Annotated in this window: 24 protein-coding genes and 3 pseudogenes; 20 read left to right on the top strand and 7 right to left on the bottom strand. The window is 67.5% G+C overall.

Annotated elements, in window-relative coordinates; translation table 11 throughout:
• Positions 1-49: 49 nt before the first annotated feature.
• A complete protein-coding gene (locus ACQ859_RS02530; RefSeq protein ID WP_431264474.1) occupies positions 50-538 on the top strand; it encodes a GFA family protein in 489 nt (162 codons plus the stop codon).
• An 89-nt stretch (positions 539-627) separates the two neighbouring features.
• Entirely contained in the window at positions 628-2220 is a 1593-nt protein-coding gene (locus ACQ859_RS02525; RefSeq protein ID WP_431264473.1) for a thioredoxin family protein, read from the top strand.
• Positions 2221-2252: 32 nt separating this feature from the next.
• On the opposite strand, the gene gstA is transcribed toward ACQ859_RS02525, so the two are convergent.
• On the bottom strand, positions 2253-2864 hold the full coding sequence (gene gstA / locus ACQ859_RS02520; RefSeq protein ID WP_431264472.1) for a glutathione transferase GstA: 612 nt from the start codon (positions 2862-2864) through the stop codon (positions 2253-2255).
• Between the two features lie 73 nt (positions 2865-2937).
• Here gstA and ACQ859_RS02515 point away from each other — a divergent pair, with 73 nt between their 5' ends.
• A complete protein-coding gene (locus ACQ859_RS02515; protein ID WP_431264471.1) occupies positions 2938-3417 on the top strand; it encodes a MaoC family dehydratase in 480 nt (159 codons plus the stop codon).
• Positions 3418-3483: 66 nt separating this feature from the next.
• Positions 3484-4197 (top strand): annotated as a pseudogene (locus ACQ859_RS02510) (alpha/beta fold hydrolase); the annotation flags it as partial.
• Positions 4198-4313: 116 nt separating this feature from the next.
• Here the strand turns inward: ACQ859_RS02510 and ACQ859_RS02505 are convergent.
• Positions 4314-4574: a hypothetical protein gene (locus ACQ859_RS02505; RefSeq protein WP_431264470.1), complete on the bottom strand. Its 261-nt coding sequence runs from the start codon at positions 4572-4574 to the stop codon at positions 4314-4316.
• Here ACQ859_RS02505 and ACQ859_RS02500 point away from each other — a divergent pair.
• The 7 genes and pseudogenes from ACQ859_RS02500 to ACQ859_RS02470 form a co-directional block, all read left to right on the top strand.
• Positions 4555-4905, top strand: a pseudogene (locus tag ACQ859_RS02500) (alpha/beta hydrolase); the annotation flags it as partial. The gene ACQ859_RS02505 and the pseudogene ACQ859_RS02500 overlap by 20 nt on opposite strands.
• 139 nt (positions 4906-5044) lie before the next feature.
• The gene (locus ACQ859_RS02495; RefSeq protein ID WP_431264469.1) at positions 5045-5854 is read left to right on the top strand and encodes an ATP-binding cassette domain-containing protein; all 810 of its coding nucleotides are present in this window, start codon (positions 5045-5047) and stop codon (positions 5852-5854) included.
• Positions 5851-7353 (top strand): ABC transporter permease subunit, encoded by a 1503-nt coding sequence (locus ACQ859_RS02490; protein WP_431264468.1) that lies wholly within the window; start codon positions 5851-5853, stop codon positions 7351-7353. Before ACQ859_RS02495 ends, ACQ859_RS02490 begins: the two co-directional genes overlap by 4 nt.
• Before the next feature lie 298 nt (positions 7354-7651).
• A complete protein-coding gene (locus tag ACQ859_RS02485) occupies positions 7652-8365 on the top strand; it encodes a helix-turn-helix transcriptional regulator (RefSeq protein WP_088408028.1) in 714 nt (237 codons plus the stop codon).
• 125 nt (positions 8366-8490) lie between these two features.
• A complete protein-coding gene (locus ACQ859_RS02480; RefSeq protein ID WP_431264467.1) occupies positions 8491-8676 on the top strand; it encodes a hypothetical protein in 186 nt (61 codons plus the stop codon).
• Between the two features lie 50 nt (positions 8677-8726).
• A complete protein-coding gene (locus tag ACQ859_RS02475; protein ID WP_431264466.1) occupies positions 8727-9974 on the top strand; it encodes an HlyD family secretion protein in 1248 nt (415 codons plus the stop codon).
• Positions 9967-12135, top strand: coding sequence for a peptidase domain-containing ABC transporter (locus ACQ859_RS02470; protein WP_431264465.1), 2169 nt, complete (start codon positions 9967-9969; stop codon positions 12133-12135). Before ACQ859_RS02475 ends, ACQ859_RS02470 begins: the two co-directional genes overlap by 8 nt.
• Before the next feature lie 30 nt (positions 12136-12165).
• On the opposite strand, the gene ACQ859_RS02465 is transcribed toward ACQ859_RS02470, so the two are convergent.
• From ACQ859_RS02465 to ACQ859_RS02455, 3 genes are all read right to left on the bottom strand, one after another.
• Complete coding sequence (locus ACQ859_RS02465) at positions 12166-13167, bottom strand: Bug family tripartite tricarboxylate transporter substrate binding protein (protein WP_431264464.1); 1002 nt, start codon at positions 13165-13167, stop codon at positions 12166-12168.
• 104 nt (positions 13168-13271) lie between these two features.
• Complete coding sequence (locus tag ACQ859_RS02460) at positions 13272-13853, bottom strand: DUF4124 domain-containing protein (protein ID WP_431264463.1); 582 nt, start codon at positions 13851-13853, stop codon at positions 13272-13274.
• Positions 13850-14197, bottom strand: a complete 348-nt coding sequence (locus tag ACQ859_RS02455; protein ID WP_431264462.1) for a YkgJ family cysteine cluster protein — start codon at positions 14195-14197, stop codon at positions 13850-13852. Before ACQ859_RS02455 ends, ACQ859_RS02460 begins: the two co-directional genes overlap by 4 nt.
• Before the next feature lie 211 nt (positions 14198-14408).
• Here ACQ859_RS02455 and mnmG point away from each other — a divergent pair, with 211 nt between their 5' ends.
• The 5 genes from mnmG to ACQ859_RS02430 are packed head-to-tail and all read left to right on the top strand — an operon-like array spanning position 14409 to position 18663.
• Entirely contained in the window at positions 14409-16373 is a 1965-nt protein-coding gene (mnmG, locus tag ACQ859_RS02450; protein WP_431264461.1) for a tRNA uridine-5-carboxymethylaminomethyl(34) synthesis enzyme MnmG, read from the top strand.
• 22 nt (positions 16374-16395) lie between these two features.
• Positions 16396-17064, top strand: coding sequence for a 16S rRNA (guanine(527)-N(7))-methyltransferase RsmG (gene rsmG, locus ACQ859_RS02445; protein ID WP_431264460.1), 669 nt, complete (start codon positions 16396-16398; stop codon positions 17062-17064).
• Between the two features lie 37 nt (positions 17065-17101).
• On the top strand, positions 17102-17875 hold the full coding sequence (locus ACQ859_RS02440) for a ParA family protein (protein WP_431264459.1): 774 nt from the start codon (positions 17102-17104) through the stop codon (positions 17873-17875).
• A 3-nt stretch (positions 17876-17878) separates the two neighbouring features.
• A complete protein-coding gene (locus ACQ859_RS02435; RefSeq protein ID WP_431264458.1) occupies positions 17879-18190 on the top strand; it encodes a hypothetical protein in 312 nt (103 codons plus the stop codon).
• A complete protein-coding gene (locus ACQ859_RS02430) occupies positions 18190-18663 on the top strand; it encodes a GNAT family N-acetyltransferase (protein ID WP_431266444.1) in 474 nt (157 codons plus the stop codon). Before ACQ859_RS02435 ends, ACQ859_RS02430 begins: the two co-directional genes overlap by 1 nt.
• Positions 18664-18667: 4 nt before the next feature.
• On the opposite strand, the gene ACQ859_RS02425 is transcribed toward ACQ859_RS02430, so the two are convergent.
• Together ACQ859_RS02425 and argC are read right to left on the bottom strand one after the other, a co-directional pair.
• Entirely contained in the window at positions 18668-19114 is a 447-nt protein-coding gene (locus ACQ859_RS02425) for a GNAT family N-acetyltransferase (protein WP_431264457.1), read from the bottom strand.
• A complete protein-coding gene (argC, locus tag ACQ859_RS02420) occupies positions 19114-20079 on the bottom strand; it encodes an N-acetyl-gamma-glutamyl-phosphate reductase (RefSeq protein ID WP_431264456.1) in 966 nt (321 codons plus the stop codon). The genes ACQ859_RS02425 and argC overlap by 1 nt, the downstream gene beginning before the upstream one ends.
• A gap of 68 nt (positions 20080-20147) precedes the next feature.
• Between argC and ACQ859_RS02415 the strand changes: the two are divergent.
• From ACQ859_RS02415 to ACQ859_RS02400, 4 genes and pseudogenes are all read left to right on the top strand, one after another.
• Positions 20148-20661 (top strand): annotated as a pseudogene (locus ACQ859_RS02415) (RBBP9/YdeN family alpha/beta hydrolase); the annotation flags it as partial.
• Between the two features lie 154 nt (positions 20662-20815).
• Positions 20816-21724, top strand: a complete 909-nt coding sequence (locus tag ACQ859_RS02410; protein ID WP_431259911.1) for a ParB/RepB/Spo0J family partition protein — start codon at positions 20816-20818, stop codon at positions 21722-21724.
• A 420-nt stretch (positions 21725-22144) separates the two neighbouring features.
• Positions 22145-24067, top strand: a complete 1923-nt coding sequence (locus ACQ859_RS02405) for a PrkA family serine protein kinase (protein ID WP_431259912.1) — start codon at positions 22145-22147, stop codon at positions 24065-24067.
• A 30-nt stretch (positions 24068-24097) separates the two neighbouring features.
• Positions 24098-25387: a YeaH/YhbH family protein gene (locus ACQ859_RS02400; protein WP_431264455.1), complete on the top strand. Its 1290-nt coding sequence runs from the start codon at positions 24098-24100 to the stop codon at positions 25385-25387.
• The last annotated feature ends 91 nt before the right edge of the window (positions 25388-25478 follow it).

The following is a 25478-nucleotide window of genomic DNA, read 5'->3' as shown; positions in this document are numbered from 1 at the left end:
CGTTTTCGGACCGCTATCCTGCGCGCCTCGCATCACGAGGGAGACCACCATGACCGACACGCAGGACACGTTTGAAGGCGGCTGCGACTGCCGCCAGACCCGCTACCGCATGACCAGCCGACCGATGGTCGTGCATTGCTGCCACTGCCGGTGGTGCCAGCGCGCCAGCGGCGCGGCCTTCGCGCTCAACGCGATGATCGAAGCCGACCGCGTCGAACTGCTGGCCGGAGAGCCGGTGCCGTTCATGAACCCGAGCGCCAGCGGCAAGGGCCAGAAGATCTGGCGTTGCCCGAGCTGCGCGATCGCCGTCTGGAGCAATTACGCCGGCGGCGGCGACGCGGTGCGCTTCGTGCGCGTCGGCACGCTCGACGAGCCGGACCGCCTGCCGCCGGACATCCACATCTTCACCGCGTCCAAGCAGCCGTGGGTCCAGTTGCCGGCCGAGGCGGTCGCGATGCCGGAGTACTACGACGTCCGTCAGCACTGGTCGCCGGAAAGCCTGGCCCGCGGCGCCCTCCTGCGCGCCAAGAAAGGTTAGAAGCGTCCCGCATATCGGGTTCGGCGGCGCGGCGCCACAATGCCGGCTTTCCTCGACATCGGCCGGCTCACGAGGCCGCGATCACCGCCATGACTTTCCACACCTCGATGGCCCGTCGTCTCCGCTCGGCCGCCCGTCTGACCGCCCTCGCCGCGGCGCTGTCCGCGATCGGCGCACTGCCGACCCTGATGCCGGCGGCCGTGGCCGCCAGCGCCTCGGCCTCGGTGTCCTGGCAGGAAGCCTCCGGCGACGCCGACATCGAGCGCGCCTTCACCCAGGCCCGCGGCGAGAAGAAGCCGGTGCTGCTGTACTGGGGCGCCAAGTGGTGCCCGCCGTGCAACCAGCTCAAGGCGACGCTGTTCAACCGCGCCGACTTCATCGAGCAGTCGCGCGCCTTCGTCGCGGTCCACATCGACGGCGACAACCCGGGCGCCCAGCGCCTGGGCGCGCGCTTCAAGGTGCGCGGCTACCCGACCATGATCCTGTTCAGCAACGACGGCCAGGAACTCACCCGGCTGCCGGGCGAGGTCGACGCCCCGCAGGTGCTGCGCGTGCTTCAGCTGGGCCTCGCCGGAGGACGTCCGGTGAAGACCGTGCTGGCGGAGGCGCAGGCCGGCAAGAAGATCTCCGCCAACGAGTGGAAGCTGCTGGGCTTCTACTCCTGGGAAACCGATGAACAGCAGCTGGTGCCCGCCGCGCAGCGCCCGGCGCTGCTGGCGAAACTGGCCGCCGCGAGCCAGGGCGTCGATGACGAGACCACCACCCGCCTGTGGCTGAAGGCGCTGGCCGCCACGGAAGGCGGCGGTTCGCTGAAGGCGGACGCCGCGCTGCGCGCCCGCGTGGACCAGGTGCTGGCCGACGCGGCCGCCGCCCGGGCGCAGATGGACGTGCTGAGCAACAACGGCGATGACATCGTGCGCGCGCTCGCCCCCGCGGCCGGCCCGGATCGCCAGGCGCTGATCGCGAAGTTCGATGCGGCGCTGAAGCGCTTCGAGGCCGATGCCACGCTGTCGCGCGCCGACCGCCTGCAGTCGCTGCTGGCGCGCGTCGAACTGGCGCGCCTGGACCAGAAGAAGGAAGAACTCGCGCCCAAGCTGCCCGCCCCGCTGCTGGCCGAGGTCAAGGCGCACGCCGCCAAGGTCGACAAGGAGGTCACCGATGGCTACGAACGCCAGGCGGTGATCACGTCGGCCGCCTACCTGCTCGGGCGCGCCGGCCTGTGGAGCGACAGCGACGCGCTGCTGAAGGCCAGCATCGCGAATAGCCACAGCCCGTACTACCTGATGAGCTCGCTGGGCAGCAACGCCCGCAAGCAGGGCAAGAAGGACGAGGCGCTGCGCTGGTACGAGGAGGCCTTCAACAAGAGCGAGGGCCCCGCCACTCGGCTGCAGTGGGGCTCGAACTACCTGAGCGCGCTGGTCGAACTGGCGCCGCAGGATTCGGCCCGCATCGAGAAGGCCGCGGCGCAGCTGCTGGCCGAAGCCGAGAAGGACAAGGGCGCCTTCTATGAGCGCAGCGCGCGCTCGCTGCAGAAGGTCGGCAGCCAGCTGGTCGCGTGGAACGCGAACGGGCAGCATGACGCCGCCCTGGGCCGTCTGCGCACCCAGCTGGATGGCGTCTGCGCCAAGCAGGACGCCGGCGACAAGGGCGCCTGCGAGTCGCTGCTCAAGAAGAAGGGCTGAGATCGGGAGACCTCAGCCCATTCCTCTCGCGCTCATTGCTTCAGCAGGCCCTCGGCCTTCATCGCTTCCTGGACCGCCGGCCGCGCCGCGATGCGGCCGCGGTAGGCGACCAGATCCGGGTAGCCGGACAGGTCGACGCCGACGTGCTGGCCCCAGTTCGACACCGTGAACAGGTAGGCGTCGGCCACCGAGAACTGGTCGCCCATCAGGAACTGCTTGCCGGCGAGCTGCTCCTCGACCCACTTGAAGCGCTCATGCAGCTTGGTCCGGAAGACGCCCTTGGCGTCGTCGGAGATCGCCGGGTTGAACAGCGGGCTGAAGGTCTTGTGCAGCTCGGTGGTGATGAAGTTGAGCCACTCCTGCAGGCGGTAGCGTTCCATCGTGCCGTTGGCCGGCGCGAGCTGCTTGCCCGGCGCCTGGTCGGCGATGTACTGGATGATCGCCGGGCCTTCGCTGAGGCGTTGGCCGTCGTCGAGCTCCAGCAGCGGCACGTAGCCCTTCGGATTGATGCCGTAGTAGTCGGTACCGTCCTGCAGCTTGTGGGTCTTGGTGCTGGCCAGCACCGGCTCGAAGGCCAGGCCGGCCTCGCGCAGGACGATGTGGGGTGACAGCGAGCAGGCGCCGGGGCTGTAGTAGAGCTTCATGGGGGTCTCCTTCAGGGAATTGGATCGTACTCGTACAGTCCGCCGGTCGACATCCCGTCCGAGGACCCTCCCCATGAGCACTGCTTCCCCCGCCAAGACCTATGCGTTCGAGGACTTCACCGTGGGCCAGGTGCGCGAGTTCGGCTCGCGTCTGGTCGACCGCGAGGAAGGGCTCGCCTTCGCGGCCGCCTACGATCCGCAGCCGCTGCACCTGGACGAGGCCGCCGCCGACGCCTCGGTGCTGGGCGGGCTGTCGATCAGTGGCTGGCAGACCTGCGCGCTGGTCATGCGCATGATGTGCGACGCCTACCTGCTGGACTCCACCAGCCAGGGATCGCCCGGCATCGACAACCTGCGCTGGCTCAAGCCGGTGCGCCCCGGTGACACGCTGCGCGTGCGCATGACCGTGCAGGAGACCAAGGCCAGCCGCAGCCGCCCGACGATCGGCCTGGTGCGGTCGAGCTGGGAGGTCTTCAACCAGAAGGACGAGCAGGTCATGAGCATGGAGGGATGGGGGATGTTCGGACGCAGGGAAAGCAGATCGGAAAGCTGACCGAAGGCACCCTGCCGCGCGCCTCCCGCTCGCCATAATCGCCGGGCACCAAGGAGGAGCGAGTTGATGACGATGCGTCCCGGGGCAAGCCCTGTCCCCCGAGCCCGGCCGTTCCGCGCCCGCGCGCTGATGGCGTTGGCCGTTGTACCGGCACTGGTGGCCGCGACGACCTTGACGGCCGGCGATGCGCGGGCCGAAGGCGCGGTCTCCGCCCTGAAGCCCTGTCGCGTCGAAGGCGTGCCCACCGAAGTCCTGTGCGGCAGTCTCCAGCGTCCGCTCGATCCGGCCAGGCCTGAAGGTGTCCGCATCGATGTGCACTACGTCGTCGTGCCCGCGCTGGCGCGCAACAAGCTGCCGGACCCGGTGCTGCTGCTCGCCGGCGGCCCTGGTCAGAGCGCCATCGCGCTGACGGCCACCGTGATGCCTCGGCTGTCCCGGCTGAACTATCGCCGCGACCTCGTGTTCATCGACCAGCGCGGCACGGGGCGCTCGGCGCCGCTCGCCTGCCCGGACAACAGCGCCCGCAGCCTGGACGAGCTGTTGAAGCCCGGTGCCAAGGTCCGCCTGCTGGAACAGTGCCGCGACACGCTCAGGCAGCTGCCCTACGGCGACCTGCGTTTCTTCACGACGACGATCGCGATGCAGGACATGGACGCCGTGCGCGCCGCGCTGGGGGCCGGGCGCTGGAACCTGGTCGGCGCGTCCTACGGCACGCGTGCGGCGCTCGAGTACCAGCGGCAGTTCCCCGATCGTGTGCGCCGCAGCGTCATCGACGGCGTCGCGCCACCGGACATGGTGCTGCCGGTGACGTTCTCGCAGGACTCGCAGCGCGCGTTGGACGCCGTGTTCGTCGCCTGCGCGGCCGATCCGGCCTGCGCCGCGCGTTTCCCCGGCCTTCAGTCCGAATGGCAGGCGTTGCTCAAGAGCCTGCCTCGGAAGGTCTCGTTCACGCAGCCGCTGACCGGCCGGCCGGAAGAGGTCACGCTGACGCGCGACAGCCTGCTCGGCCTGGTCCGGCCGCCGCTGTACGCACCCGGCGTGGCCGCCGCGCTGCCCGCGGCGCTGCACGAGGCGTCCCTGGGGCGTTTCGACGCCTTGGCCGGGCTGGCCGGACAGCTGGGCGGCGGATCCCGTTCGATGCGGATCTTCGAAGGCATGCACTTCTCCGTCGTCTGCGCCGAGGACGCGCCGCGCATCGCGGCGTCGACCGAGACGCCCGGCGCCGACTTCGGCACGTTCGACCGCGACCTCTACGCCCGCGTCTGCGGTGCCTGGCCGCGCGGCGAGGTGCCGTCGGCGTTCTACACGATCCCTCCGGCGAAGTCGCCCGTGCTGCTCACCAGTGGCGGCAGTGATCCCGCCACGCCGGAGCGCCATGGACAGCGCGTCAAGGTGGCGCTCGGCGACCAGGCGCGGCACGTGGTGGTCGCCGCCGCCGGTCACGGCGTCGCGCTGACGCTGCCCTGCATGCGCGACGTGCTGTTCCGCTTCATCGACGCGCCGCGCGACGCGGACGCCCTTCAGGTGGATGCGGGTTGCGCCAAGGGCGTGCCGCGCCCACCAGCCTTCCTGCCCCCTCGCCGGCCACCATCGCGGCCGCCGCCTCCGCCGCCCGGGAGTCCGACCGATGATCCGCCTGCATGCGCTCCACAAGACCTTCCAGACGCGCGGCGGCGGCTCGCTGGGCGCGCTGTTCGGCAAGAAGGGCCAGGCCCGCACGGTCGTCGCGGTCGAGCATCTGAACCTCGACGCGCCCAACGGCCGCATCACCGGACTGCTCGGCCCCAACGGCGCGGGGAAGACCACCTCGCTGCGGATGCTGGCGGGACTCTTCCCACCCGACCAGGGCAGCATCGAAGTCGACGGCCTCGACGTCCTGAAGCAGCCGCGCGCGGCGCTGGCCCGGATGGGCATCCTCGGCGACGCGCACGGGCTGTACCCGCGGCTCACGGCGCGCGAGAACGTCGTTTACTTCGCGCGCTTGCAGGACATGCCGATGGACCAGGCGCAGGCGCGCGCCGACGCGCTGGCCGAGCTGCTGGACCTGCGCGCGATCCTCGACCGCCGAGCCGAGGGCTTCAGCCAGGGCGAACGGATGAAGACCGCGCTGGCCCGTGCGCTCGTCCACGATCCGGCCAACATCGTGCTGGACGAACCCACGAACGGGCTGGACGTCGTCGCCACGCGCGCGCTGCGCGAGGTGCTGCGCCACCTGCGCTCGCCGGAGGGCGGCGGCAAGTGCATCGTCTTCTCCAGCCACATCATGCAAGAGGTGGAGCAGCTCTGCGACCAGGTCGTCGTGATGTCCCATGGCCGCTCGGTCGCGACGGGCACCGTCGACGGCCTGCTCGCGCAGACCGGCCGCCAGCGCTTCGAGGACGCCTTTGTCGACCTCGCCTTCCCTGAAGCCGCGCCCGCGCGCCTGGAGTCCGCATGAACGGTCCCTTCTTCAAAGCCTTCCGGACGGTGTTCGCCAAGGAGGTCCTGGATGCCCTCCGCGATCGCCGCACGCTGCTGCGCCTGCTGATCCCGTCGGTCCTGATGGGACCGCTGATGCTGACCCTGATGTCGGGCTTCGCAGCCTCGTTGCAGGAGCGTGCGGAGCAGCGCGAGGTGCTCGTCGCGGGCATCGAGCACGCGCCGACCTTGCGCAACTACATCGAGCGCCAGACCTACACGATCAAGACCGCGCCCGCCGACTATGAGAGCCGGCTGCGCGATGCCAAGCTCACCGATCCGGTGCTTGTAATCCCCGCGGATTTCGAGACGCTGCTGGCGGGTGGCGAGCCGGCGAGGGTGGAGATCGTCAGCGACAGCGCCAACCAGCGTGCCGAGGCCGGCGTCGGCGCGCTGGGGCGGCTGCTGCAAGGCTTCAGCAGCGAACGCACCACGCTGACCCTGGCCATGCGCGGCATCGGCGCGCAGCAGCTGCGCCCGATCGACGTCCAGGAACGCGACCTCGCCAGCATGCAGGCACGTTCCACGCGGCTCACGCAGATGCTGCCCATGTTCATCATGATGGCGGTGCTCTATGGCGCGCTGACCGCGGCGCTCGACAGCACCGCCGGCGAGCGCGAGCGCGGTTCGCTCGAGCCGCTGCTGGTCAACCCCGCGCCGCATGCCGCCATCGTGGCAGGCAAGTGGGCCGCCGTGCTGATGGCGGGGATGCTGGTGGCGGTGCTCTCCAACCTCAGCTTCCTGCCGGGCCAGTGGCTGATGCGCAGCGACGCGCTCGCGGCGATGTTCCAGTTCGGCTGGGGCGAGGCCCTGCGTTTCCTGCTGCTTCAGATCCCGCTGGGTGCGGGGCTGTCCGCGGTGCTGATGGCGCTGGCGATCCGCACCAAGACCTTCAAGGAAGCCCAGGCCAGCACGACGCTCGTGATCACGGCCATCGCGCTGACGCCGATGGTGGCGATCGTCAATCCGGGGGGAAGCATCGTGGCACTTGTGGGTGCCGGGGCTCGGTCAGAACCAGCTGATGATGCAGGTGCTCAAGGGCGAGCCGCTGACCTTCGCGAAGGTGATGCCGACGGTGATCATGGGGGCCTTGCTCACGATCGGCGGATTGACCCTGGTGGCCCGCTCGATGCGCGCGGCGGTGGCGCGATGAGCGGGCGGCCGGTGGCGCACTCAGTGGCGCGTGGCGAGCGCCAGCTGGACCTGCTCCTGCCACGGCAGCATGTGCACGATGCCGTTGAGCTGGATCGCCGATTCGATCGGCGCGAGGACCTCGCCCTCGCCATTCAGGAACTGCATGTTGGTCACGAGCGCCATCGGATCGACCATCGAGACGACCCCGTAAGGCATGCGCACCCAGTCCCACGCCACGCCGGCGGCACCGAACTCGGATTCGCCGCTCCACAGGGTTTGCCCCATGGCCGGGTGATCCTCGTCTCCCGTCACCAACACGCGCGTGCTCAAATGCGCGAACTGTAAGCGGGGCAAACGCTGGACATCACACAATATTCGTGGCCACGCGTACACAATCCAAGCTGGTGTCATTGTCAGAATTGTTTGGTTTGGCTATTGCGGATCGGCGGTTGCTGCTTCTCCCCTTGACCAGAAGTGTGGTCACGAAGCGGTCGACTCGCCAGCTGTAAACCCTGTCAGGGGCGTGAATGCGTCACGTGACCTATGCGGCCCATGCGGGTGCGTGGCGGATCACAGACAGGCGAACAGGTCCGCCTTGGCGACCGAAGAGGCCCACTAGGCCGGCCAAGGGCCGGAGCGATCAATGCTGCAAGGCGGTTATCAATCAGTCCTGGAAGCGCGCTCACGCGAAGAGTTCCGCAGTGAGGTGATTCGCTTCGCGCATAAGCTGGACTTCCAGACGGTCTCGGCCATCACGGTCGTCGACCACACGCTGGCCGAGACCGAGTTCATCACCATCGACAACTGTCCCGTGGGCTATGCCGAGGTGATGCACGCGCCGGAGTTCGGGCGCCGCGATCCGGTCATGCAGCATTGCAAGCGCAACAGCATGCCGATCGTCTGGGACCGCCAGACCTACGCGCGTCACGGCGCCAGCGACATCTGGGAATCGCAGGCGCAATTCGGCTACAGCACCGGCATCTGCCTGGCGCTGCACCTGCCGGAGGGACGGCATTTCGTGCTGGGCGTCGATCGCGACCAGCCGCTGCCCAGCGACTCGGGCCAGCTGACCCGCATGGTCGCGGATCTGCAGCTGTTCGCCGTGCACGCGGTGGACACCGCGCTGCGTGTCCTGCTGCCCGAAGAGAAGGTCACCGAATCGCCGCGGCTCACGCCCCGCGAGCTCGAATGCCTGCACTGGACGATGGAAGGCAAGACCGCCTGGGAGGTCGGCGCCATCCTCAGCATCACTGAACGCACCGCGGTACTGCACATCAACAACGCGATGCACAAGCTGGCCTGCTCCAACAAGCACCAGGCGGTGCTCAAGGCCCTGCGGCTCGGCCTGATTCGCTGATGCTGCCTTCGCCGTCAGCTTGTAAACACTGTAAGAGCTGACAGTTATGCGGGCGTCCGCGCGCTGCTTCAATCCGTTCCGTGCTCAACAAATTCCTGAGCACGTCACCGAATCTGGAGCCTCTCATGCAAGCCCAACCGCAAAACGTCGCCGTCAACACGCAGGTCGAAGAAGGTCTGGTCGAGTTGGACCTGCAGTCCTTGGTGCATGTCGGTGGCGGCGCCCCGAAGGGCACCTGGCTGGTGGGCCAGGCAGTCGTCGTGAGCGTGACCGCCGGGGAAGTCGAACCCGCGCCGAAGGGCACTTGGTAAGCGCTCCTGGCTTCGCGAACCGTCAGGTTCGCAACAAGGCGTAGCAAATCGTGGTGGCGCTGTTCCGCGCCGAGGCACAGGCCTCGCAACAGCAGGCCTGGCTGGGCTCGGTGCAATTGCATCGACCGACCACGTTGAAATGGCTGAGCATCCTGGCACTGGGCGGCGTGATCGCCGTCGGCGCCTTCCTGTTCAGCACCGAATACACCCGCAAGGCCCGCGTCAACGGCCTGCTGGTGCCAGAGCGGGGCGTGATGCGGCTGAGCGTGCCGCAGAGCGCCACGGTCATGGCACGGCCCGTCCAGGACGGACAGCAGGTGCGCGAGGGCGACGTGCTGTTCGTGTTGTCGCTCGACAGCGCCAACCCGACCGGCGACGGCCTGTCGAAGACCTTGAAGGATCGCGAGCAATCGCTGGGCGCGGCACAGGCGCAGCAGCGGGAGCTCGCGCAGAGCCAGGCGACGTCGCTGAAAGCACGGATCGCCACGCTCGAATCCACGCTGCGGCAGGCTGACGCCGAGCTGCAGCTGCATGCCCAGCGCGAAGCGCTGGCGCAGCAGAGCCTGGGACGTCTCGAATCGCTGGCGAAAGACCAGTTCGTCTCGAGTGCCCAGGTCCAGACCAAGCGGGAGGAGTTGCTTGGCTTGCAGGCCCAACGGCAGGCACTGGCGCGAGAGCGCGAGAACCTGCAGCGGGAGGCGTTGGGCTTGCAAGCTGAGCTTCAGGCGATCCCCTTGAAGTCCCAGGTCCAGCTGGGGGAACTGGCACGCGACATCGCCGCGCTGCAGGCGCAAGGCGTCGAGAACGAAGCGCGCCGTCGACTCGTCCTGCGCGCGCCCAGCGACGGCCAGATGAGCACCGTGCTGGCCGAACCCGGGCAGGTCGTCCAGGCCGGCACGCAACTCGCCGCCCTGCTCCCGGCGCGCACGCCGCTTCAGGCCCACCTCTACGCACCGTCCAGCGCCGTCGGCTTCCTGCGGCCGCATCAGGCGGTGCTGCTGCGCTACCAGGCTTTTCCGTATCAGAAGTTCGGGCAGCAGCAGGGCGAGGTGCTGCAGGTCTCGCGCACGCCGCTGCAGGCCGCGGAACTCGCGCAGCTCGGTCTCCCCGCCGCGATGGCGCAAGGCGAGCCGATGTACCGCATCACCGTGCAGTTGCAACGCCAGTCGGTCGAGGCCTACGGACAGGACCAGACGCTCAGCCCCGGTATGCTGCTCGAAGCCGACGTGCTGTTGGAACGGCGCCGCCTCATCGAATGGATCTTCGAACCGCTGCTGAGTCTCGCCCGCCGTGTCTGATGCCCCTGCCCCCGGCGCCACCGTCACGCGCGCCACGCCCGACGGCATCCTGTCGCGGCTGAATCTCGGCTGGCGTCGCCGCCGTCCCGTCATCCTGCAGACCGAGGCAGCCGAGTGCGGCCTGGCTTGCCTCGCCATGGTCGCCGGCGCACATGGCCAACGCTGGACGCTCGGCGAGCTCCGCGACCGTTTCGCGGTGTCCCTCAAGGGCCTGACGATGGCCGACCTGGTCCGCATGGGCGCGCAACTCGGGCTCACCGCCCGCGCGCTACGCGCCGAACCGCACACGCTGCACAAACTGCAGACGCCCTGCATCCTGCACTGGGACTTCAACCATTTCGTCGTGCTGGAACGCGTCGACGGCGACCGTGCCGTGGTGCTCGATCCCGCGCATGGCGAGCGGCGGCTGAGCCTGGCGGAAGTCTCCAAGCATTTCACCGGGGTCGCGCTCGAGTTGCGCCCGGGCATGGACTTCGCGCGCAAGGCGCCGGCCCCCGCGCCCAGGTGGCGCCAGCTGCTCGGCCACGTGACCGGATTGAAGCGCTCGATCGCGCAAGTCCTGGCCCTCGCGCTGGGACTGGAGCTGCTCGGGCTGCTGGCGCCGTTCCTGCTGCAATGGACCGTCGACGGCGTCATCGTCAGCGCCGACCGCGATCTGCTCGTCACCTTGGGCATCGGCTTCGCGCTGCTGGTGCTGCTGCAGGTGGGCGTCGGCCTGCTCCGTTCCTGGGCGGTGATGATCCTGTCGGCGTCGCTGAACCTGCAGTGGCTGTCCAATGTGTTCTCGCACCTGTTGCGACTGCCGCTCGCCTGGTTCGAGAAGCGCCACCTCGGCGACATCTGGTCGCGCTTCTCCAGCGTGCAGGAGATCCAGAAAACGCTCACGGGCAGCTTCATCGAGGCCATCCTCGACGGTCTGATGGTGCTGCTGACGCTGGCGATGATGGTGCTCTACAGCGGTCGGTTGACGGTCGTCGCGCTGGCGGCGGTGGCCGGCTATGCGTTGCTGCGCTGGGGTTGTTTCCGGCCGCTGCGCGACGCGCAGGAAGAGGCGTTGACCCACGAGGCACGCCAGAACACCCATTTCCTCGAATCGCTGCGCGGCGCGCAGGCGATCAAGCTCTTCAATGCGCAGGCGGACCGTGGCGCTCGCTTCGCCAACCTCATCGTCGAGCAGATGAACGCATCGTTGACCGGCCGCAAGCTCGAGCTCGGCATGGTGCAGGGCAACAAGCTGCTGTTCGGCCTGGAGCGCGTGGCCATCGTCGCGATGGGCGCGATGCTGGTGCTGGACAACGCCCTGTCGGTGGGGATGCTGTTCGCCTTCCTCGCCTACAAGGACCAGTTCAGCCAGCGCGTCGCCGGGCTGATCGACAAGGTGGTCGCGCTGAAGATGCTGCGGCTCCAGGGCGAACGCCTGGCCGACATCGTGCTGACCGCGCCCGAGGCGGAGTTCGAGGCGCCGGGCCGCGCGGTACCGCATGACGCCGCGCTGGAGCTCGACGCCCTGCGCTTCCGTTATGCCGACGGCGAACCGGAAGTGATCGCCGGCTGCTCGTTGCGCATCGAGCCGGGCGAGTCCGTCGCGATCGTCGGACCGTCGGGCTGCGGCAAGACCACGTTGATGAAACTGATGCTGGGCATCCATGCGCCGCAGCACGGCGAGATCCGTATCGGCGGCGTCGCGCTGGCGCAGCTGGGCGCGAACGCGTGGCGCGATCGCATCGGCACGGTGATGCAGGACGATCAACTCTTCGCCGGCAGCATCGCCGACAACATCAGCTTCTTCGACCTCGACGTCGATCCGGACTGGGTGCGTGAATGCGCGCGGCTCGCCTGCGTGCTCGAGGACATCGAGGCCATGCCGATGCGCCTGCAGACGCTGATCGGCGACATGGGATCGAGCCTGTCCGGTGGCCAGCGCCAGCGCATCCTGCTGGCCCGCGCGCTGTACAAGCGGCCGCAGTTCCTGTTCCTGGACGAGGCCACCAGCGCGCTCGACGTCGAGCGCGAGCGGCTGGTCAACGCGAGCCTGCGCCAGCTGCCGCTGACGCGCATCGTCATCGCGCACCGCCCGGAAACGATCGCGGCGGCGCAGCGCGTCGTCAGCCTCCAGGGCGGACGCGTGGTGCAGGACCTGCGATCGGTCCAGCACCGCTGAGGAGGCCGTCCCAGGCCCCCTTCCTTCCCGTCAATCGGGCTTGATCTTCGCGCGGGCCACGACCTGCTTCCAGCGCTGCTGCTCCTGCGCAATGAAGGCGGTGAACTGCGCGGGCGTGTTGCCGATGGCCTCGGCCGCGTCGTGGCTCAGACGTTCCCGGGCCGACGCCGAGCGGATCGCCTTCACCGATTCGACCGCCAGCTTGTCGACGTTGGCCGGCGCCAGGTTGGCCGGCGCGCAGAGGCCGTACCACTGCGTCATCTCGAAGCCGGGATAGCCCTGCTCCGCGACCGTCGGCACGTCGGGCAGCTGCGGCAGCCGCTCCTTGGAGCCCGTCGCGATGCAACGCAGCTTGCCTGCCTTGATGAACTGCATGATGGCCGGCGCGCCGACCGAGGCCGCCTCGAGACGTCCCGCGAGCAGGTCCGTCAGCTGCGGGCCGGTGCCGCGGTAGGGCACGTGCAGGATGAAGAGGTCGGCGACCATCTTCAGGTATTCCATCGCCAGGTGTCCGGCGCTGCCATTGCCCGCCGAGCCATAGCTGAACTTGCCCGGGTTCTTGCGCACGAGCGCGACCCACTCCTTCAGGTTGCGCGCGGGCACGTCGGGATGGACGACGTAGAGGCTGGGCACCTTCGCCAGCAGCGTGATGGGCTTGAAGTCGCGGTTGGGATCGTAGGGCAGCTTGTCGTAGATGTACGGGTTCACCGCGAGCGTGCCGATGTGGCCGAGGATCAGCGTGTGCTGGTCCTCCGCGCGAGCGACCTCGCCCATCGCGATGTTGCCGCCGCCACCGGGCTTGTTGTCGACGTACACGGACTGCCCCAGCGTCTTGCTGAGCTCGGCAGCCGTGGCGCGGGCAACGATCTCGCTGCTGCCGCCCGGTGCGAAGGGCACGACGAAGCGCACGTTGCGCGAGGGCCAGGTCGATTGCGCGAGCGCGGGGAGCGACGTGCCCAAGGCGGCCCCCGCGGCGCCGAGCGCGGCGGACTGCAGGAGGAAGCGGCGGCGGTCCTCGTCGGTGGGGATCATGCGGAGTCTCCGATGTGGTCTTATGGAAATTCCGACTCTACGGCGGGTGCGCTGTCAGCGCGCTTTCAGACCGCGCTGCAGGGCGGCGGGCGCCCGCGCCCGCTTCAGCTGCGGATGTCGTTCTTCTTCGGCTGCAAGGCCTTCCCAGGCGCGGACGCGGCAGAAGCCGTCGATTCCGACAGCATCTCCTTGATCGCCTGCGTATCGATCACTGCGGAACGCGCAGCGACACCGCCACGGTCGAAATAGAGTCGGTACTTCTGGCGGAACTCGAAGTCTTCGCTCAATTCACGCAGCGTATCGACCTGCGGCTTGAGCAATGCCTCCGTCTGCTCCGCCAGGCGCTTGCAGGTGTCGCTCCGATCCTTGCCGGCCAGAGAAAGATGATTGCGGCAGTCCCGCGCCTTGAGCGCGAGGGTCTCCACTTCCGTGGTCGCCCGGGAAGCGCGGTGCACGCGCTGATCGCTGACCCGGGCGAGGCTCGGCAGCGACGGCAGTCTGGGATCGACGTTCTGCCGCGAGGTCGGCGGCGCCACCTTGATGTCGATCTCCTTGGCCTCGGCCTCGCGAGGACACGGCGCATCCTGGAACGCGACGGTGCCATCCTTGTTCGTGCATTTGTTGATTGCCCACGCCCCGTCGATCGGCGCCAAGAGCAACGGCAGCCACAGTGCCCACTGCTTCATTCGGAACTCCCTTCCCTGTTTGGGGCGAGAGGATACGGCACCGGTCTGGCCTGGGCGACTCCCTGCAGAGAGGGATCGACGGCAAGCTCAGAGGGGTCGCGTCTCTTCTTCCATCCACCCGAGCCAGCGCATCGCCTGCTCGCGCGAATCACCGCACATGTCTTCGGACGGCGGGAGTGAGCCGCACACGGCGGGCCGCTCCGGTCTGCCGAAGATCTTGCAGCGCAGGGTCTCGTCGAGCTGGATGCAGCGCACCCCGCCGGCTTGCCGTCGGGCATGCCGGGGATCGGGCTGCTGATCGACGGGGCGATGCAGCAGGCGGCGCAGGAGGGGCGGCAATCCATGGGAGGCGGATTGTCGCCGCGCGACAGCCTGGGACGCGAACAAGGTCCGGCAGGCATGGCCCTGGGGCAGTGACTTATCCACAGCCCCGCGTAAAATCATCGCCTCCCTCATCTGAATGCCAGCCGGCTGTTCCATCGCCAGATTCCGCGCCCTGCGCGCATCGCGATGGCCACGATCCACCCGATCGCCGATGCCGCCGGACGCCTTGCCATGCTTTATCCCAAAGAGTTCGACGTGATCGTGGTCGGTGGCGGCCATGCCGGTACCGAGGCCGCGCTGGCCGCCGCCCGCATGGGCGTCAGCACGCTGCTGCTGACCCACAACATCGAGACACTCGGCCAGATGAGCTGCAACCCGTCCATCGGCGGGATCGGCAAGGGCCATCTGGTCAAGGAGGTCGATGCGCTCGGCGGCGCCATGGCTGCGGCGACCGATGAGGGCGGCATCCAGTTCCGCATCCTCAACGGCTCCAAGGGACCGGCCGTCCGCGCCACCCGCGCACAGGCCGACCGCATCCTCTACAAGGCGGCCATCCGCCAGCGGCTGGAAAACCAGCCCCACCTGATGCTGTTCCAGCAGGCCGTGGACGACCTGATGGTCGAGGGCGACCGCGTCGTCGGCGCCGTCACGCAGTCGGGTCTGCGCTTCCGCGCCCGCGCGGTGGTACTGACCGCAGGCACCTTCCTCGACGGGAAGATCCACATCGGTCTGGAGAATTACGCCGCGGGCCGCGCCGGTGATCCGCCCGCGGTCTCGCTGTCGGGGCGACTCAAGGAGCTCAAGCTGCCGCAAGGCCGCCTGAAGACCGGCACGCCGCCACGGCTGGACGGTCGCACCATCGACTTCTCCAGGTGCGCGGAACAGCCGGGCGACCTCGACCCGGTGCCCGTGTTCAGCTTCATGGGGAACGCCGCGCAGCATCCTCGGCAGCTTCCATGCTGGATCACCCACACGAATGAGCGCACCCACGAGATCATCCGTTCCGGCTTCGACCGGAGCCCGATGTTCACCGGGGTCATCGAAGGCGTCGGCCCGCGTTACTGCCCGTCCATCGAGGACAAGGTCAACCGCTTCGCCGACAAGAACTCGCACCAGATCTTCCTGGAGCCCGAGGGACTGACGACGCACGAGTTCTATCCGAACGGCATCTCGACCTCCCTGCCCTTCGACATCCAGTTGGCCGCCGTTCAATCGATCCCCGGCCTCGAGAACGCACACATCCTGCGTCCCGGGTACGCGATCGAGTACGACTACTTCGATCCACGTGCGCTGAAGTCCAGTTTCGAGACGCGCGCCATCTGTGGCCTGTTCTTCGCCGGCCAGATCAACGGCACGACGGGTTATGAAGAGGCGGCGGCCCAAGGCCTGTTCGCCGGCTTGAATGCCGCGCTTCAGGTGCAGGGCAAGGACGCCTGGCTCCCGACCCGCGACCAGGCCTACCTGGGCGTGCTGGTCGACGACCTGATCACCAAGGGCGTCACCGAGCCGTACCGCATGTTCACGAGCCGCGCCGAGTTCCGCCTGCAGCTCCGTGAAGACAACGCCGACATGCGCCTGACCGAAGCGGGCCGCCAATTGGGGCTGGTCGACGACGCTCGCTGGGAGTCGTTCAACCGGAAGCGCGACGCTGTTTCACGTGAAACAGAGAAGCTGAAGTCCACCTGGGTCAATCCGAACATCCTGCCTGCGGCCGATGCGGAGCGACTGGTGGGCAAGGCGCTCGAGCGCGAATACAACCTGATCGACCTCCTGCGTCGACCCGGCGTCACGTTCGATACCCTCTCCGAGGTGGCGTCCATTGCCCGCCCGAGCGCTGGCGTGAACCGCGCGGTTCTCACTGAATCGCTAGGGGTTGACCTCGCCGCTGCCGTCATCGAACAGCTGGAGGTCGGCGTCAAGTACGCGGGCTACATCAGCAAACAACAGGAAGACGTGGCCCGTGCGTCGAACTTCGAGCACCTGAAGCTGCCCGAGGACCTGGACTACGGTCTGGTCACGGCCCTCTCCTTCGAAGCACGCCAGAAGCTTGGCAAGCATCGTCCGGAGACACTGGGGCAGGCGTCCCGGATCTCCGGCATCACGCCAGCCACGATCTCCCTGCTGCTGATCCACCTGCGCAAGGGCCGCTTCAAGGGCTTCACCGATCAAGCCGCCGTCGACCCGACCGCTGCCTGACCTCACCTGCTTCCATTCATCGATGACCGATCTCGACCTCCGTTCCCGCCTCGCCACCGCCGCCGAAACGCTCGGGCTCGGCCTCACCGATGAACAGCTCGACCGGCTGATCGCTTACCTCGGCCTGCTGTCGAAGTGGAACAAGGTCTACAACCTGACGGCTGTCCGTGATCCCGAGGCCATGCTGACCCAGCATCTGGTGGACAGCCTGAGCCTGATCCCGCCGCTGCGTCGTCACGCCGCCGGTCAGCCGCTGCGGCTGATGGATGTCGGCAGCGGCGGCGGCCTGCCCGGCGTGGTCATCGCCATCTGCGATCCGACGACCGACGTCACCTGTGTCGACACCGTCGGCAAGAAGGCGTTCTTCATCGCACAGGTCGCTGCCGAGATCGGCCTCCCCAATCTGCACGCGGAACACTCGCGGGTCGAGCAGTTGAAGACGACACCCTTCGACGTCATCACGTCGCGGGCCTTCGCTTCGCTGGCGGACTTCACGGAATGGACGCGGATGCACCTGAAACCCGACGCGGTGTGGGCAGCCATGAAGGGTCAGCATCCCACTGATGAGCTCACCGAGCTGGCCACGCGCGCGCCGGATCTCTCCGTGTTCCACGTGGAACAGCTGAACGTTCCCGGGCTCGATGCCCAGCGCTGCCTGCTGTGGATCCGTCCCACAGCCTCCATCGGTTAAGCTCCGCCCCTCCCCCGAGTCTGTCCTCCGACCATTCATGGCCAAGATCTTTTGCGTTGCGAACCAAAAAGGTGGCGTCGGCAAGACGACCACCACCGTGAATCTGGCCGCCGGTCTGGCCAAGGTTGGCCAACGCGTGCTCGTGGTCGACCTCGACCCCCAAGGTAATGCCACGATGGGCTCCGGCATCGACAAGCGGGCCTTGTCGCTGACCGTCTACGACGTGCTGCTGGAATCCGCCACCATCGCCGAAGCGCGTCAGCGCAGCGAGAAGGCCGGCTACGACGTGCTGGGCGCCAACCGGGAACTGGCCGGCGCCGAGGTGGAATTGGTCGAACTGGACCGCCGCGAGCAACGCCTGAAGACGGCATTGGCTGCCTCGGCACAGGATTACGACTTCATCCTGATCGACTGCCCGCCCTCGCTGTCCATGCTCACGCTGAACGGCCTGTGCTCCGCGCACGGCGTGGTCGTCCCGATGCAGTGCGAATACTTCGCGCTGGAAGGCCTGACCGACCTGGTCAACACGATCAAGCAGATCCACGCCAACCTGAATCCGGACCTGCAGATCATCGGCCTGCTGCGCGTCATGTTTGATCCGCGCATCACGCTGCAGCAGCAGGTCAGCGAGCAACTGAAGGCGCACTTCGGCGAGAAGGTCTTCGACACCGTCATCCCGCGCAACGTCCGTCTGGCCGAAGCCCCCAGCTACGGCCTGCCGGGTGTCGTCTTCGACGGCGGCTCCAAGGGCGCGCACGCCTTCATCGATTTCGCCAAGGAAATGGTGGCGCGCGTCGGCGCGATGCGCTGAACGATGGCCCCCGAACTGGACGCCCTCGCCCGCCGCGCGGAACTGGCCGGCCTGAACGCGGCCTCCGCGCCACGTGAAGCGCAGGTCGAGGGATGGCTGCTCCGCTTGTCGCCAGGCAAGGCCAAGCGTTCTCGATGCGTCAATGCGCTGGCGGGAGGCACGCTGCCCCTCGATGATCTTCTCCGTCGGTGCCGCCCCAGCTTCGAACAGGCGGGGTTGCCGCTGATTCTCCGGATCACCCCTTCAGCCAACCAGAGGATCTCGATGATCAACTGGCCGCGAAAGGCTGGACCCGCTTCGATCCCGCAGACGTGATGGTGCTGCCAACGCTGGATGCCTTCGACGACGCGGGCGGACTGGTGCCGCTGACGCCGGCCGCCTACGCCGGACTGATCGGCGCACTGCGCGGCTCCAGCAAGGAAGAGATAGACGGCCACGCGCGGCGTCTCGAACAGGCCAGCGTCCCACACCAGGCTTTCAAGATGGCACAGGACGGCGTGCTGCTCGCCTGCGGCCAGATGGCCATTGATCCAGGACCAGCGGGAACACCCGACGGCGGCATCGCAGGGCTGTTCGACATCTTCACGCCGGAGCAGCAGCGCGGTCGTGGGCACGGGTTCCGGCTCTGCGCAGCCCTGCTGGCCGAAGCGCGCCGCCAAGGGGCCCTCAATGCGTATCTGCAGGTCGGGGCCGACAACGTGTCCGCGCAGCGGTTGTACGCCCGTCTGGGCTTCCTCCAGGCCTATCGCTACCACTACCGCAGCGACGACCCTCGCGCCTGGGCGTGAACGCCTAGTCCCGCGCCTGCCAGACCTTCAGCAGCGTGTGGCGGGTAAAGCCCGGCACGAAGTCATGCACATGGCTGATGCAGGCGTAACCCAGGTGCTCGTACATCTCCGCGGTCTCGTCCAGCAGCGTCTCGATCAGCGCGTCGACGCAACCCCGCTTCAACGCCATTGCTTCAAGCTGACGCAAGCAGTCGCCTCCGAAGCCCTCACCCCGATGGTCGGCATCGACCCACAGGTAGCTGACATAGAGGCGTTGGAACTCAGTCCGTCCGGAGGCGCCGGCAATCAGCTCATCGCCGTCGTACAACGCCACGGCAATGTCCTCGGCATCGCTGCCTTGCGCCTGCTGGCGACCGTAGGCGATGACGCCATCCCGGATGGCGTCGAGGTCGTCCTGCGGAACGGCGCCATCCCGGCGCCATTCACGGGGTCCGACCTTTGTCGACGCCATCAGATGCCGTTGACGTCCGGGCCGGTCAGGCCCAGCGATTCGTCCACGCCCAGATGCACGTTCATGCTCTGCACCGCGGCGCCGCTCGCTCCCTTGCCCAGGTTGTCCAGGCGCGCCATCACGAGGATCTGCTGCTCGCTGCCGAACACGAACAGGTCGACGTTGTTCGTGTCGTTGCAGGCCTGCACATCGAAGAAGCCGACGGCCAGGGTGTCCGCGTCGCGCAGCGGTTTCACGTGGATGAATCGCTCGCCTTCGTAGTGCGCGGCCAGCGCATCGCGGACCTGCTGCGGGGTGGTGCCCGCACGCAGCTGGCTCAGATGCAAGGGCACGGTGACGGCCAGACCCTTGTAGAAGTTGGAGACGATGGGCATGAACACCGGCGCCGTCTTCAGGCCGGTGTGGGCCATCATCTCCGGCAGATGCTTGTGGGCCAGGCCCAGCGCATAGGGACGCGGCGCGATCAGCTTCGGGTTCCCGCCCGCCTCGTACTCCGCGATCATCGACTTGCCGCCGCCCGAATAGCCGGTGATCGACGTCGCCGTGACCAGTGCGTCGGCCGGCAGCAGGCCGGCGTCGACCAGCGGGCGCACCGCCAGGATGAAGGCGCTGGCATGGCAGCCGGGGTTGGCGATGCGCTTCGAGTCACGGATCGCAGCGCGCTGGCCCTTCGCCAGTTCCGGCAGACCGAAGGCCCAGCCCGGCGCCGTGCGGTGCGCGGTGCTCGCGTCGATCAGGCAGGTCTTGGGGTTGGTGATCATCGCCGCGGCCTCGCGCGAAGCGGCGTCCGGCAGGCACAGGAAGGCAACGTCGGCGGCATTCAGCAGGCGCGCGCGCTCGGCGGCATCCTTGCGCTTGTCGGCGTCGATGCGCAGCACCTCGATGTCGGCGCGCTGCGCCAGATATTCATTGATGCGCAGGCCGGTCGTGCCTTCCTGCCCGTCGACATACACCGCGTACTTCATCGCCGCTCCTGCAAAATCCGCTGCCTCCGGGACCCTCCCGAAGAAAGCGCGAAGCATAAGGCCAACCGATGTCAACACACGCCATTCCGCCGAATGACCTGGACCTCTCCCCGATCTCACGGCCCGTCTATCTGCTGCCGGGCTGGCTGGATTCCGACCCCGACCATTGGCAGAGCGAATGGCAGCGCGTCCACGGCGACAACCGGATCGAGCAGAACGACTGGGAGTGGCCGCGACGCGGCGACTGGATGGCCCGTCTCGACGACGTGCTGCAGCAGGATGGGCGCCTGCACGATCGACCGGCGCTGCTGGTGGCGCACAGCCTCGGCTGCCAGCTCGTGGCGGCGTGGGCCGAGCACTCGACCCACACGCGCCTGGTCGCCGGCGCGCTATTGGTCGCCCCCGGACACCGAGCGCGAGGAGATGCCGCCACAGCTGCACAACTGGCGTCCGATCCGGCGCCCGCGGCTGCCCTTCCCCGCCATCGTCGTCGCATCGAACGACGACCCGTTCTGCTCGCTCGATCGCGCCGCCGGCATGGCGGCGGACTGGGGCGCCGAGTTCGTGATGGCCGGTCCCCGGGGTCATCTCAACACCGCGTCCGGCCTCGGCGCCTGGCCCGAGGGTCGCGCCCTGCTGAAACGTCTCGGCGGCTGAACCGGACAGAAGCACCCCGCGGACGGCACCCGACATCGGGCTGACGGCCCTCCCCCGGAATCACGGAGAATCGCGCCCCATGGCGACAAAGAAACCCAAGGGCCTGGGCATGGGCCTCGAGGCCCTGCTCGGACCCAAAGTGAGCGACGCACCGGCGGTGCGCGAAGGCGAACCCGGCGTGCTGCCGCTGGCGCAGATGCAGGCCGGCAAGTACCAGCCGCGCACCCGCATGGATGAGGGCTCGCTCTACGAGCTGGCCGAGAGCATCAAGGCGCAGGGGATCATGCAACCGATCCTCGTGCGGCCGATCGCGCCCGACGGCGCGGTCCGCTACGAGATCATCGCGGGCGAACGGCGCTTCCGCGCCGCGAAGCTGGCCGGACTGGCCGAGGTGCCGGTGCTGGTCAAGCCGGTGCCCGACGAGGCCGCCGCCGCGATGGCGCTGATCGAGAACATCCAGCGCGAGGACCTCAACGCGCTGGAAGAGGCGCAGGGCCTGAAGCGCCTGGTCGACGAATTCGGCCTGACGCACGACCAGGCGGCGCAGGCCGTGGGCCGTTCGCGCAGCGCGGCGTCCAACCTGCTGCGCCTGCTGAATCTGGCCGAGCCGGTCCAGAACATGCTCATGGCCGGCGACATCGACATGGGCCATGCGCGCGCGCTGCTGGCGCTGGACGGCGCCCACCAGATCACCAGCGCGACCGAGATCGCCGCGAAGAAGCTCAGCGTGCGTGAGGCCGAGAAGCTGGTCCAGCGCCAGCAGGGCGGCGGCCGTCAGGCCCCGTTGCTGCGCGTGAAGGCGAACAAGAGCCGCGACGTGCTCAGACTCGAGGAAGCGCTGTCGGACCTGCTGACCGCGCAGGTCGAGATCCGCGTCAAGAAGAAGACCAAGCGTGGCGAGCAGGGCGAGGTGGCGATCAGCTTCGGCTCGCTCGACGAGCTGAACGGCTTGCTGCAAAAACTTCGACCGCCCGGCGCGGAAGAGTGATCCCGGCGGGTCCCCCGCTCAGGGGCTCGCCGACCAGCCAATCCACAAGAATGGCACGCGGGATGCGTGCTGTCTTCTTCGTACTTCCCACAGGTGCCCCACGTCGGGGGATCGTCAACTTTCGCGCTTCACAGGCGTTGAACATGGGAGTACAACGGGGTCATGTCTTGCTATCGCGCATCGTTGCCGATGGGGGTAGCATGACCCAAAAGCCGCACCGTCCTTGAGGTTGCCGATCGGCGCACCCACACGGTGGCGGACTTTGGACCAGCATGGGCTGGCCGTTTGCTGATTGCTTGCTGAGCTCGGAAAGCTCTGATGACGCCTTGAGTCATGGACGTCGCCAGAACTTCCTGGACGATGCGAGGTCCGTTGTCGCACGGACGCGCGTCGCCTCCCAATGAACCACTGGAGGTCAGCATGGATGTGATCAGCCATTTCGCGGCTCGCTACGAACGCAGCAAGGTCGAGGAACTCACCCTGGAGGAGTACCTCGACGAATGCAAGCGCAATCCCCTCGCCTACGCCACCGCCGCCGAGCGCATGCTCAAAGCGATCGGCGAGCCGCAGATGCTGGACACGCGCAACGACTCGCGCCTGTCGCGGATCTTCCAGAACAAGGTCATCAAGATCTATCCCGCCTTCGCCGAGTTCTACGGCATGGAGGATGCGATCGAGCAGGTCGTGTCCTACTTCCGCCATGCGGCGCAGGGACTGGAAGAGAAAAAGCAGATCCTGTATCTGCTGGGCCCGGTCGGCGGCGGCAAGAGCTCGATCGCCGAGCGCCTCAAGCAGCTGATGGAGCACGTGCCGTTCTACGCGCTGAAGGACAGCCCGGTGAACGAGAGCCCGCTCGGCTTGTTCGACGTCGTCGAGGACGGCCCGCTGCTGGAGCGCGAGTACGGCATCCCGCGCCGCTACCTCAACCGCATCCTGAGCCCGTGGGCGGTGAAGCGGCTCGACGAGTTCGGCGGCGACATCCGCAAGTTCAAGGTCGTCAAGCGGCTGCCGAGCGTGCTCAAGCAGATCGGTGTCGCCAAGACCGAGCCAGGCGACGAGAACAACCAGGACATCAGCTCGCTGGTCGGCAAGGTCGACATCCGCAAGCTCGAGACCTATGCGCAGGATGATCCCGACGCCTACAGCTACTCCGGCGGCCTGTGCCTGGCCAACCAGGGGCTGCTGGAATTCGTCGAGATGTTCAAGGCGCCGATCAAGGTGCTGCACCCGCTGCTGACGGCGACCCAGGAAGGCAACTTCAAGGGCACCGAGGGCTTCGGCGCGATCCCCTTCGACGGCATCGTGCTGGCGCACAGCAACGAGAGCGAATGGAAGACCTTCCGCAACAACAAGAACAACGAGGCCTTCCTCGACCGCATCTACATCGTCAAGGTGCCCTACTGCCTGCGCGTCAGCGAGGAAGTGAAGATCTACGAGAAGCTGATCCGCGGCTCCTCCTTGGCCGAGGCCAAGTGCGCCCCCGGCACGCTGAAGATGATGGCGCAGTTCGCCGTGCTGACCCGGTTGAAGGATCCGGAAAACTCCAGCGCCTTCAGCAAGATGCAGATCTATGACGGCGACAACCTGAAGGACACCGACCCGAAGGCCAAGTCGCTCCAGGAGTACCGCGACTACGCCGGCGTCGACGAGGGCATGGCCGGCATCTCGACGCGCTTCGCCTACAAGATCCTGTCGAAGGTCTTCAACTTCGATTCGACCGAGGTCGCCGCCAACCCGGTCCACCTGATGTACGTGCTCGAGCAGCAGATCGAACGCGAGCAGTTCCCGCAGGAGGCCGAGCAGAAGTTCGTCGGCTTCATCAAGGAGGTGCTGGCACCGCGCTACGCCGAGTTCATCGGCAAGGAGATCCAGACCGCCTACCTGGAAAGCTACAGCGAGTACGGCCAGAACATCTTCGACCGCTACGTGACCTACGCGGACTACTGGATCCAGGACCAGGAGTACCGCGACACCGACACCGGCGAGGTCTTCGACCGCTCGTCGCTGAACGCGGAACTCGAGAAGATCGAGAAGCCCGCGGGCATCAGCAATCCGAAGGATTTCCGCAACGAGATCGTCAACTTCGTGCTGCGCGCGCGTGCCAACAACGCGGGCAAGAACCCGCTGTGGACCAGCTACGAGAAGCTGCGCACGGTGATCGAGAAGAAGATGTTCTCCAACACCGAGGAATTGCTGCCGGTCATCAGCTTCAATGCCAAGGCCAGCGCCGACGAGGCGAAGAAGCATGAGAACTTCGTCCAGCGGATGGTCGACAAGGGCTACACGCCGAAGCAGGTCCGGCTGCTCTGCGAGTGGTATCTGCGCGTGAGGAAGTCGAGCTGAACCGAACGATTGCCACCGGAAAGGTTCCTCATGACAGGCCTCCAACAAATCATCGATAGACGGCTGTCGGGCAAGAACAAGTCGATCGGGAATCGCGAGCGTTTCCTCCGTCGCTACAAAGACCAGATCCGCGACGCGGTGCGGCGCGCGGTGGACAAGCGCGGCATCCGGGACATGGAGCGCGGCGAGGACGTGCAGATTCCCAAGCGCGACCTGAGCGAGCCCGTCTTCAGCCACGGCGAGGGCGGGACCCGCGAAGTCGTGCGGCCCGGCAACACGGAGCACATCAAGGGCGACCGCGTCGGCAAGCCCCAGGGCGGCCAGGGCGGCGGCGGTGGATCGCAGGCGAGCGACTCCGGCGAAGGGGAGGACGACTTCGTCTTCCACCTCAGCAAGGAGGAGTTCATGCAGGTCTTCTTCGAGGACCTCGCGCTGCCCAACCTCGCCCGCACGACGCTGGCCGAGACGCCCGAGTACAAGACGGTCCGTGCCGGCTACGTCACCGACGGCACGCCGACCAACCTGCATGTCGTGCGCTCGATGCGCGGCGCGCTGGGCCGCCGCATCGCATTGGGCATGGGCAAGCGGCGCGAGCTCCACGAACTCGAGACCCGGCTGCTCACCCTCCAGCAGGAAGAGGACAAGCGCCGGCCCGAGATCCAGGCGCTGATCGCCGAGACCGAGGCTCGCATCGTGCTGCTGCGCCAGCGCCTGTCCAACATCCCCTTCCTGGACCCGATCGACCTGCGGTTCCGCAACCGCATCAAGGTGCCGCAGCCGACGACGCGGGCGGTGATGTTCTGCCTGATGGACGTGTCGGGCTCGATGGACGAGAGCCGCAAGGACCTGGCCAAGCGCTTCTTCATCCTGCTCTACCTGTTCCTGACGCGGCATTACGAGAAGATCGACGTCGTCTTCATCCGCCATCACACCCAGGCGCAGGAAGTGGATGAACAGAACTTCTTCCACGCCACGGAGACGGGCGGCACGGTGGTGTCGTCGGCGCTGGTGATGATGGAAGAGATCATCCGCGCGCGTTATCCGGCAGGCGACTGGAACATCTACGGCGCGCAGGCCAGCGACGGCGACAACTGGCACCACGACAGCGGCCGCTGCCGCGAGCTGCTGGCCGACAAGATCCTCCCGCTGTGCCGCTACTACGCCTACGTGCAGGTGGCGGAGGCCGAACAGAACCTCTGGGAGGAATACGCGAAGCTGGAGGACGAGGTGCACCACTTCGCGATGCGCAAGGCCGTCGAGGTGGCGCAGATCTATCCGGTCTTCCGCGACCTGTTCAAGAAGGAAGGGGCGACCGCGTGACCGCGGTGCCGGAGGACATCACCATGAGCAGTCTGGAAAATCGCCGCAATGTCGGCATGGGCGTCGGTGAGAACGAGTACGGCGGACGCCG

This window comes from Roseateles chitinivorans (genome assembly GCF_050632235.1).
GTDB classification, from domain to species: Bacteria; Pseudomonadota; Gammaproteobacteria; order Burkholderiales; family Burkholderiaceae_C; genus Roseateles; species Roseateles chitinivorans_A.
The sequence above is the reverse complement of the archived record's forward strand: the minus strand, read 5'-3'. Positions and strand labels throughout refer to the sequence as shown.

Bases quoted from the DNA above. Each gene is read 5' to 3' on its own strand.
- mnmG (WP_431264461.1), top strand. From the start codon at position 14,409: ATGCTTTATCCCAAAGAGTTCGACGTGATCGTGGTCGGTGGCGGCCAT.
- ACQ859_RS02465 (WP_431264464.1), bottom strand. From the start codon at position 13,167: ATGATCCCCACCGACGAGGACCGCCGCCGCTTCCTCCTGCAGTCCGCC.
- argC (WP_431264456.1), bottom strand. From the start codon at position 20,079: ATGAAGTACGCGGTGTATGTCGACGGGCAGGAAGGCACGACCGGCCTG.
- ACQ859_RS02515 (WP_431264471.1), top strand. From the start codon at position 2,938: ATGAGCACTGCTTCCCCCGCCAAGACCTATGCGTTCGAGGACTTCACC.
- ACQ859_RS02460 (WP_431264463.1), bottom strand. From the start codon at position 13,853: ATGAAGCAGTGGGCACTGTGGCTGCCGTTGCTCTTGGCGCCGATCGAC.
- ACQ859_RS02455 (WP_431264462.1), bottom strand. From the start codon at position 14,197: ATGGATTGCCGCCCCTCCTGCGCCGCCTGCTGCATCGCCCCGTCGATC.
- ACQ859_RS02530 (WP_431264474.1), top strand. From the start codon at position 50: ATGACCGACACGCAGGACACGTTTGAAGGCGGCTGCGACTGCCGCCAG.
- ACQ859_RS02400 (WP_431264455.1), top strand. From the start codon at position 24,098: ATGACAGGCCTCCAACAAATCATCGATAGACGGCTGTCGGGCAAGAAC.
- ACQ859_RS02525 (WP_431264473.1), top strand. From the start codon at position 628: ATGACTTTCCACACCTCGATGGCCCGTCGTCTCCGCTCGGCCGCCCGT.
- ACQ859_RS02505 (WP_431264470.1), bottom strand. From the start codon at position 4,574: ATGCCTTCGAAGATCCGCATCGAACGGGATCCGCCGCCCAGCTGTCCG.
- ACQ859_RS02430 (WP_431266444.1), top strand. From the start codon at position 18,190: ATGGTGCTGCCAACGCTGGATGCCTTCGACGACGCGGGCGGACTGGTG.
- ACQ859_RS02435 (WP_431264458.1), top strand. From the start codon at position 17,879: ATGGCCCCCGAACTGGACGCCCTCGCCCGCCGCGCGGAACTGGCCGGC.
- ACQ859_RS02440 (WP_431264459.1), top strand. From the start codon at position 17,102: ATGGCCAAGATCTTTTGCGTTGCGAACCAAAAAGGTGGCGTCGGCAAG.
- ACQ859_RS02495 (WP_431264469.1), top strand. From the start codon at position 5,045: ATGATCCGCCTGCATGCGCTCCACAAGACCTTCCAGACGCGCGGCGGC.
- ACQ859_RS02405 (WP_431259912.1), top strand. From the start codon at position 22,145: ATGGATGTGATCAGCCATTTCGCGGCTCGCTACGAACGCAGCAAGGTC.
- rsmG (WP_431264460.1), top strand. From the start codon at position 16,396: ATGACCGATCTCGACCTCCGTTCCCGCCTCGCCACCGCCGCCGAAACG.
- ACQ859_RS02425 (WP_431264457.1), bottom strand. From the start codon at position 19,114: ATGGCGTCGACAAAGGTCGGACCCCGTGAATGGCGCCGGGATGGCGCC.
- ACQ859_RS02485 (WP_088408028.1), top strand. From the start codon at position 7,652: ATGCTGCAAGGCGGTTATCAATCAGTCCTGGAAGCGCGCTCACGCGAA.
- ACQ859_RS02480 (WP_431264467.1), top strand. From the start codon at position 8,491: ATGCAAGCCCAACCGCAAAACGTCGCCGTCAACACGCAGGTCGAAGAA.
- ACQ859_RS02490 (WP_431264468.1), top strand. From the start codon at position 5,851: ATGAACGGTCCCTTCTTCAAAGCCTTCCGGACGGTGTTCGCCAAGGAG.
- gstA (WP_431264472.1), bottom strand. From the start codon at position 2,864: ATGAAGCTCTACTACAGCCCCGGCGCCTGCTCGCTGTCACCCCACATC.
- ACQ859_RS02410 (WP_431259911.1), top strand. From the start codon at position 20,816: ATGGCGACAAAGAAACCCAAGGGCCTGGGCATGGGCCTCGAGGCCCTG.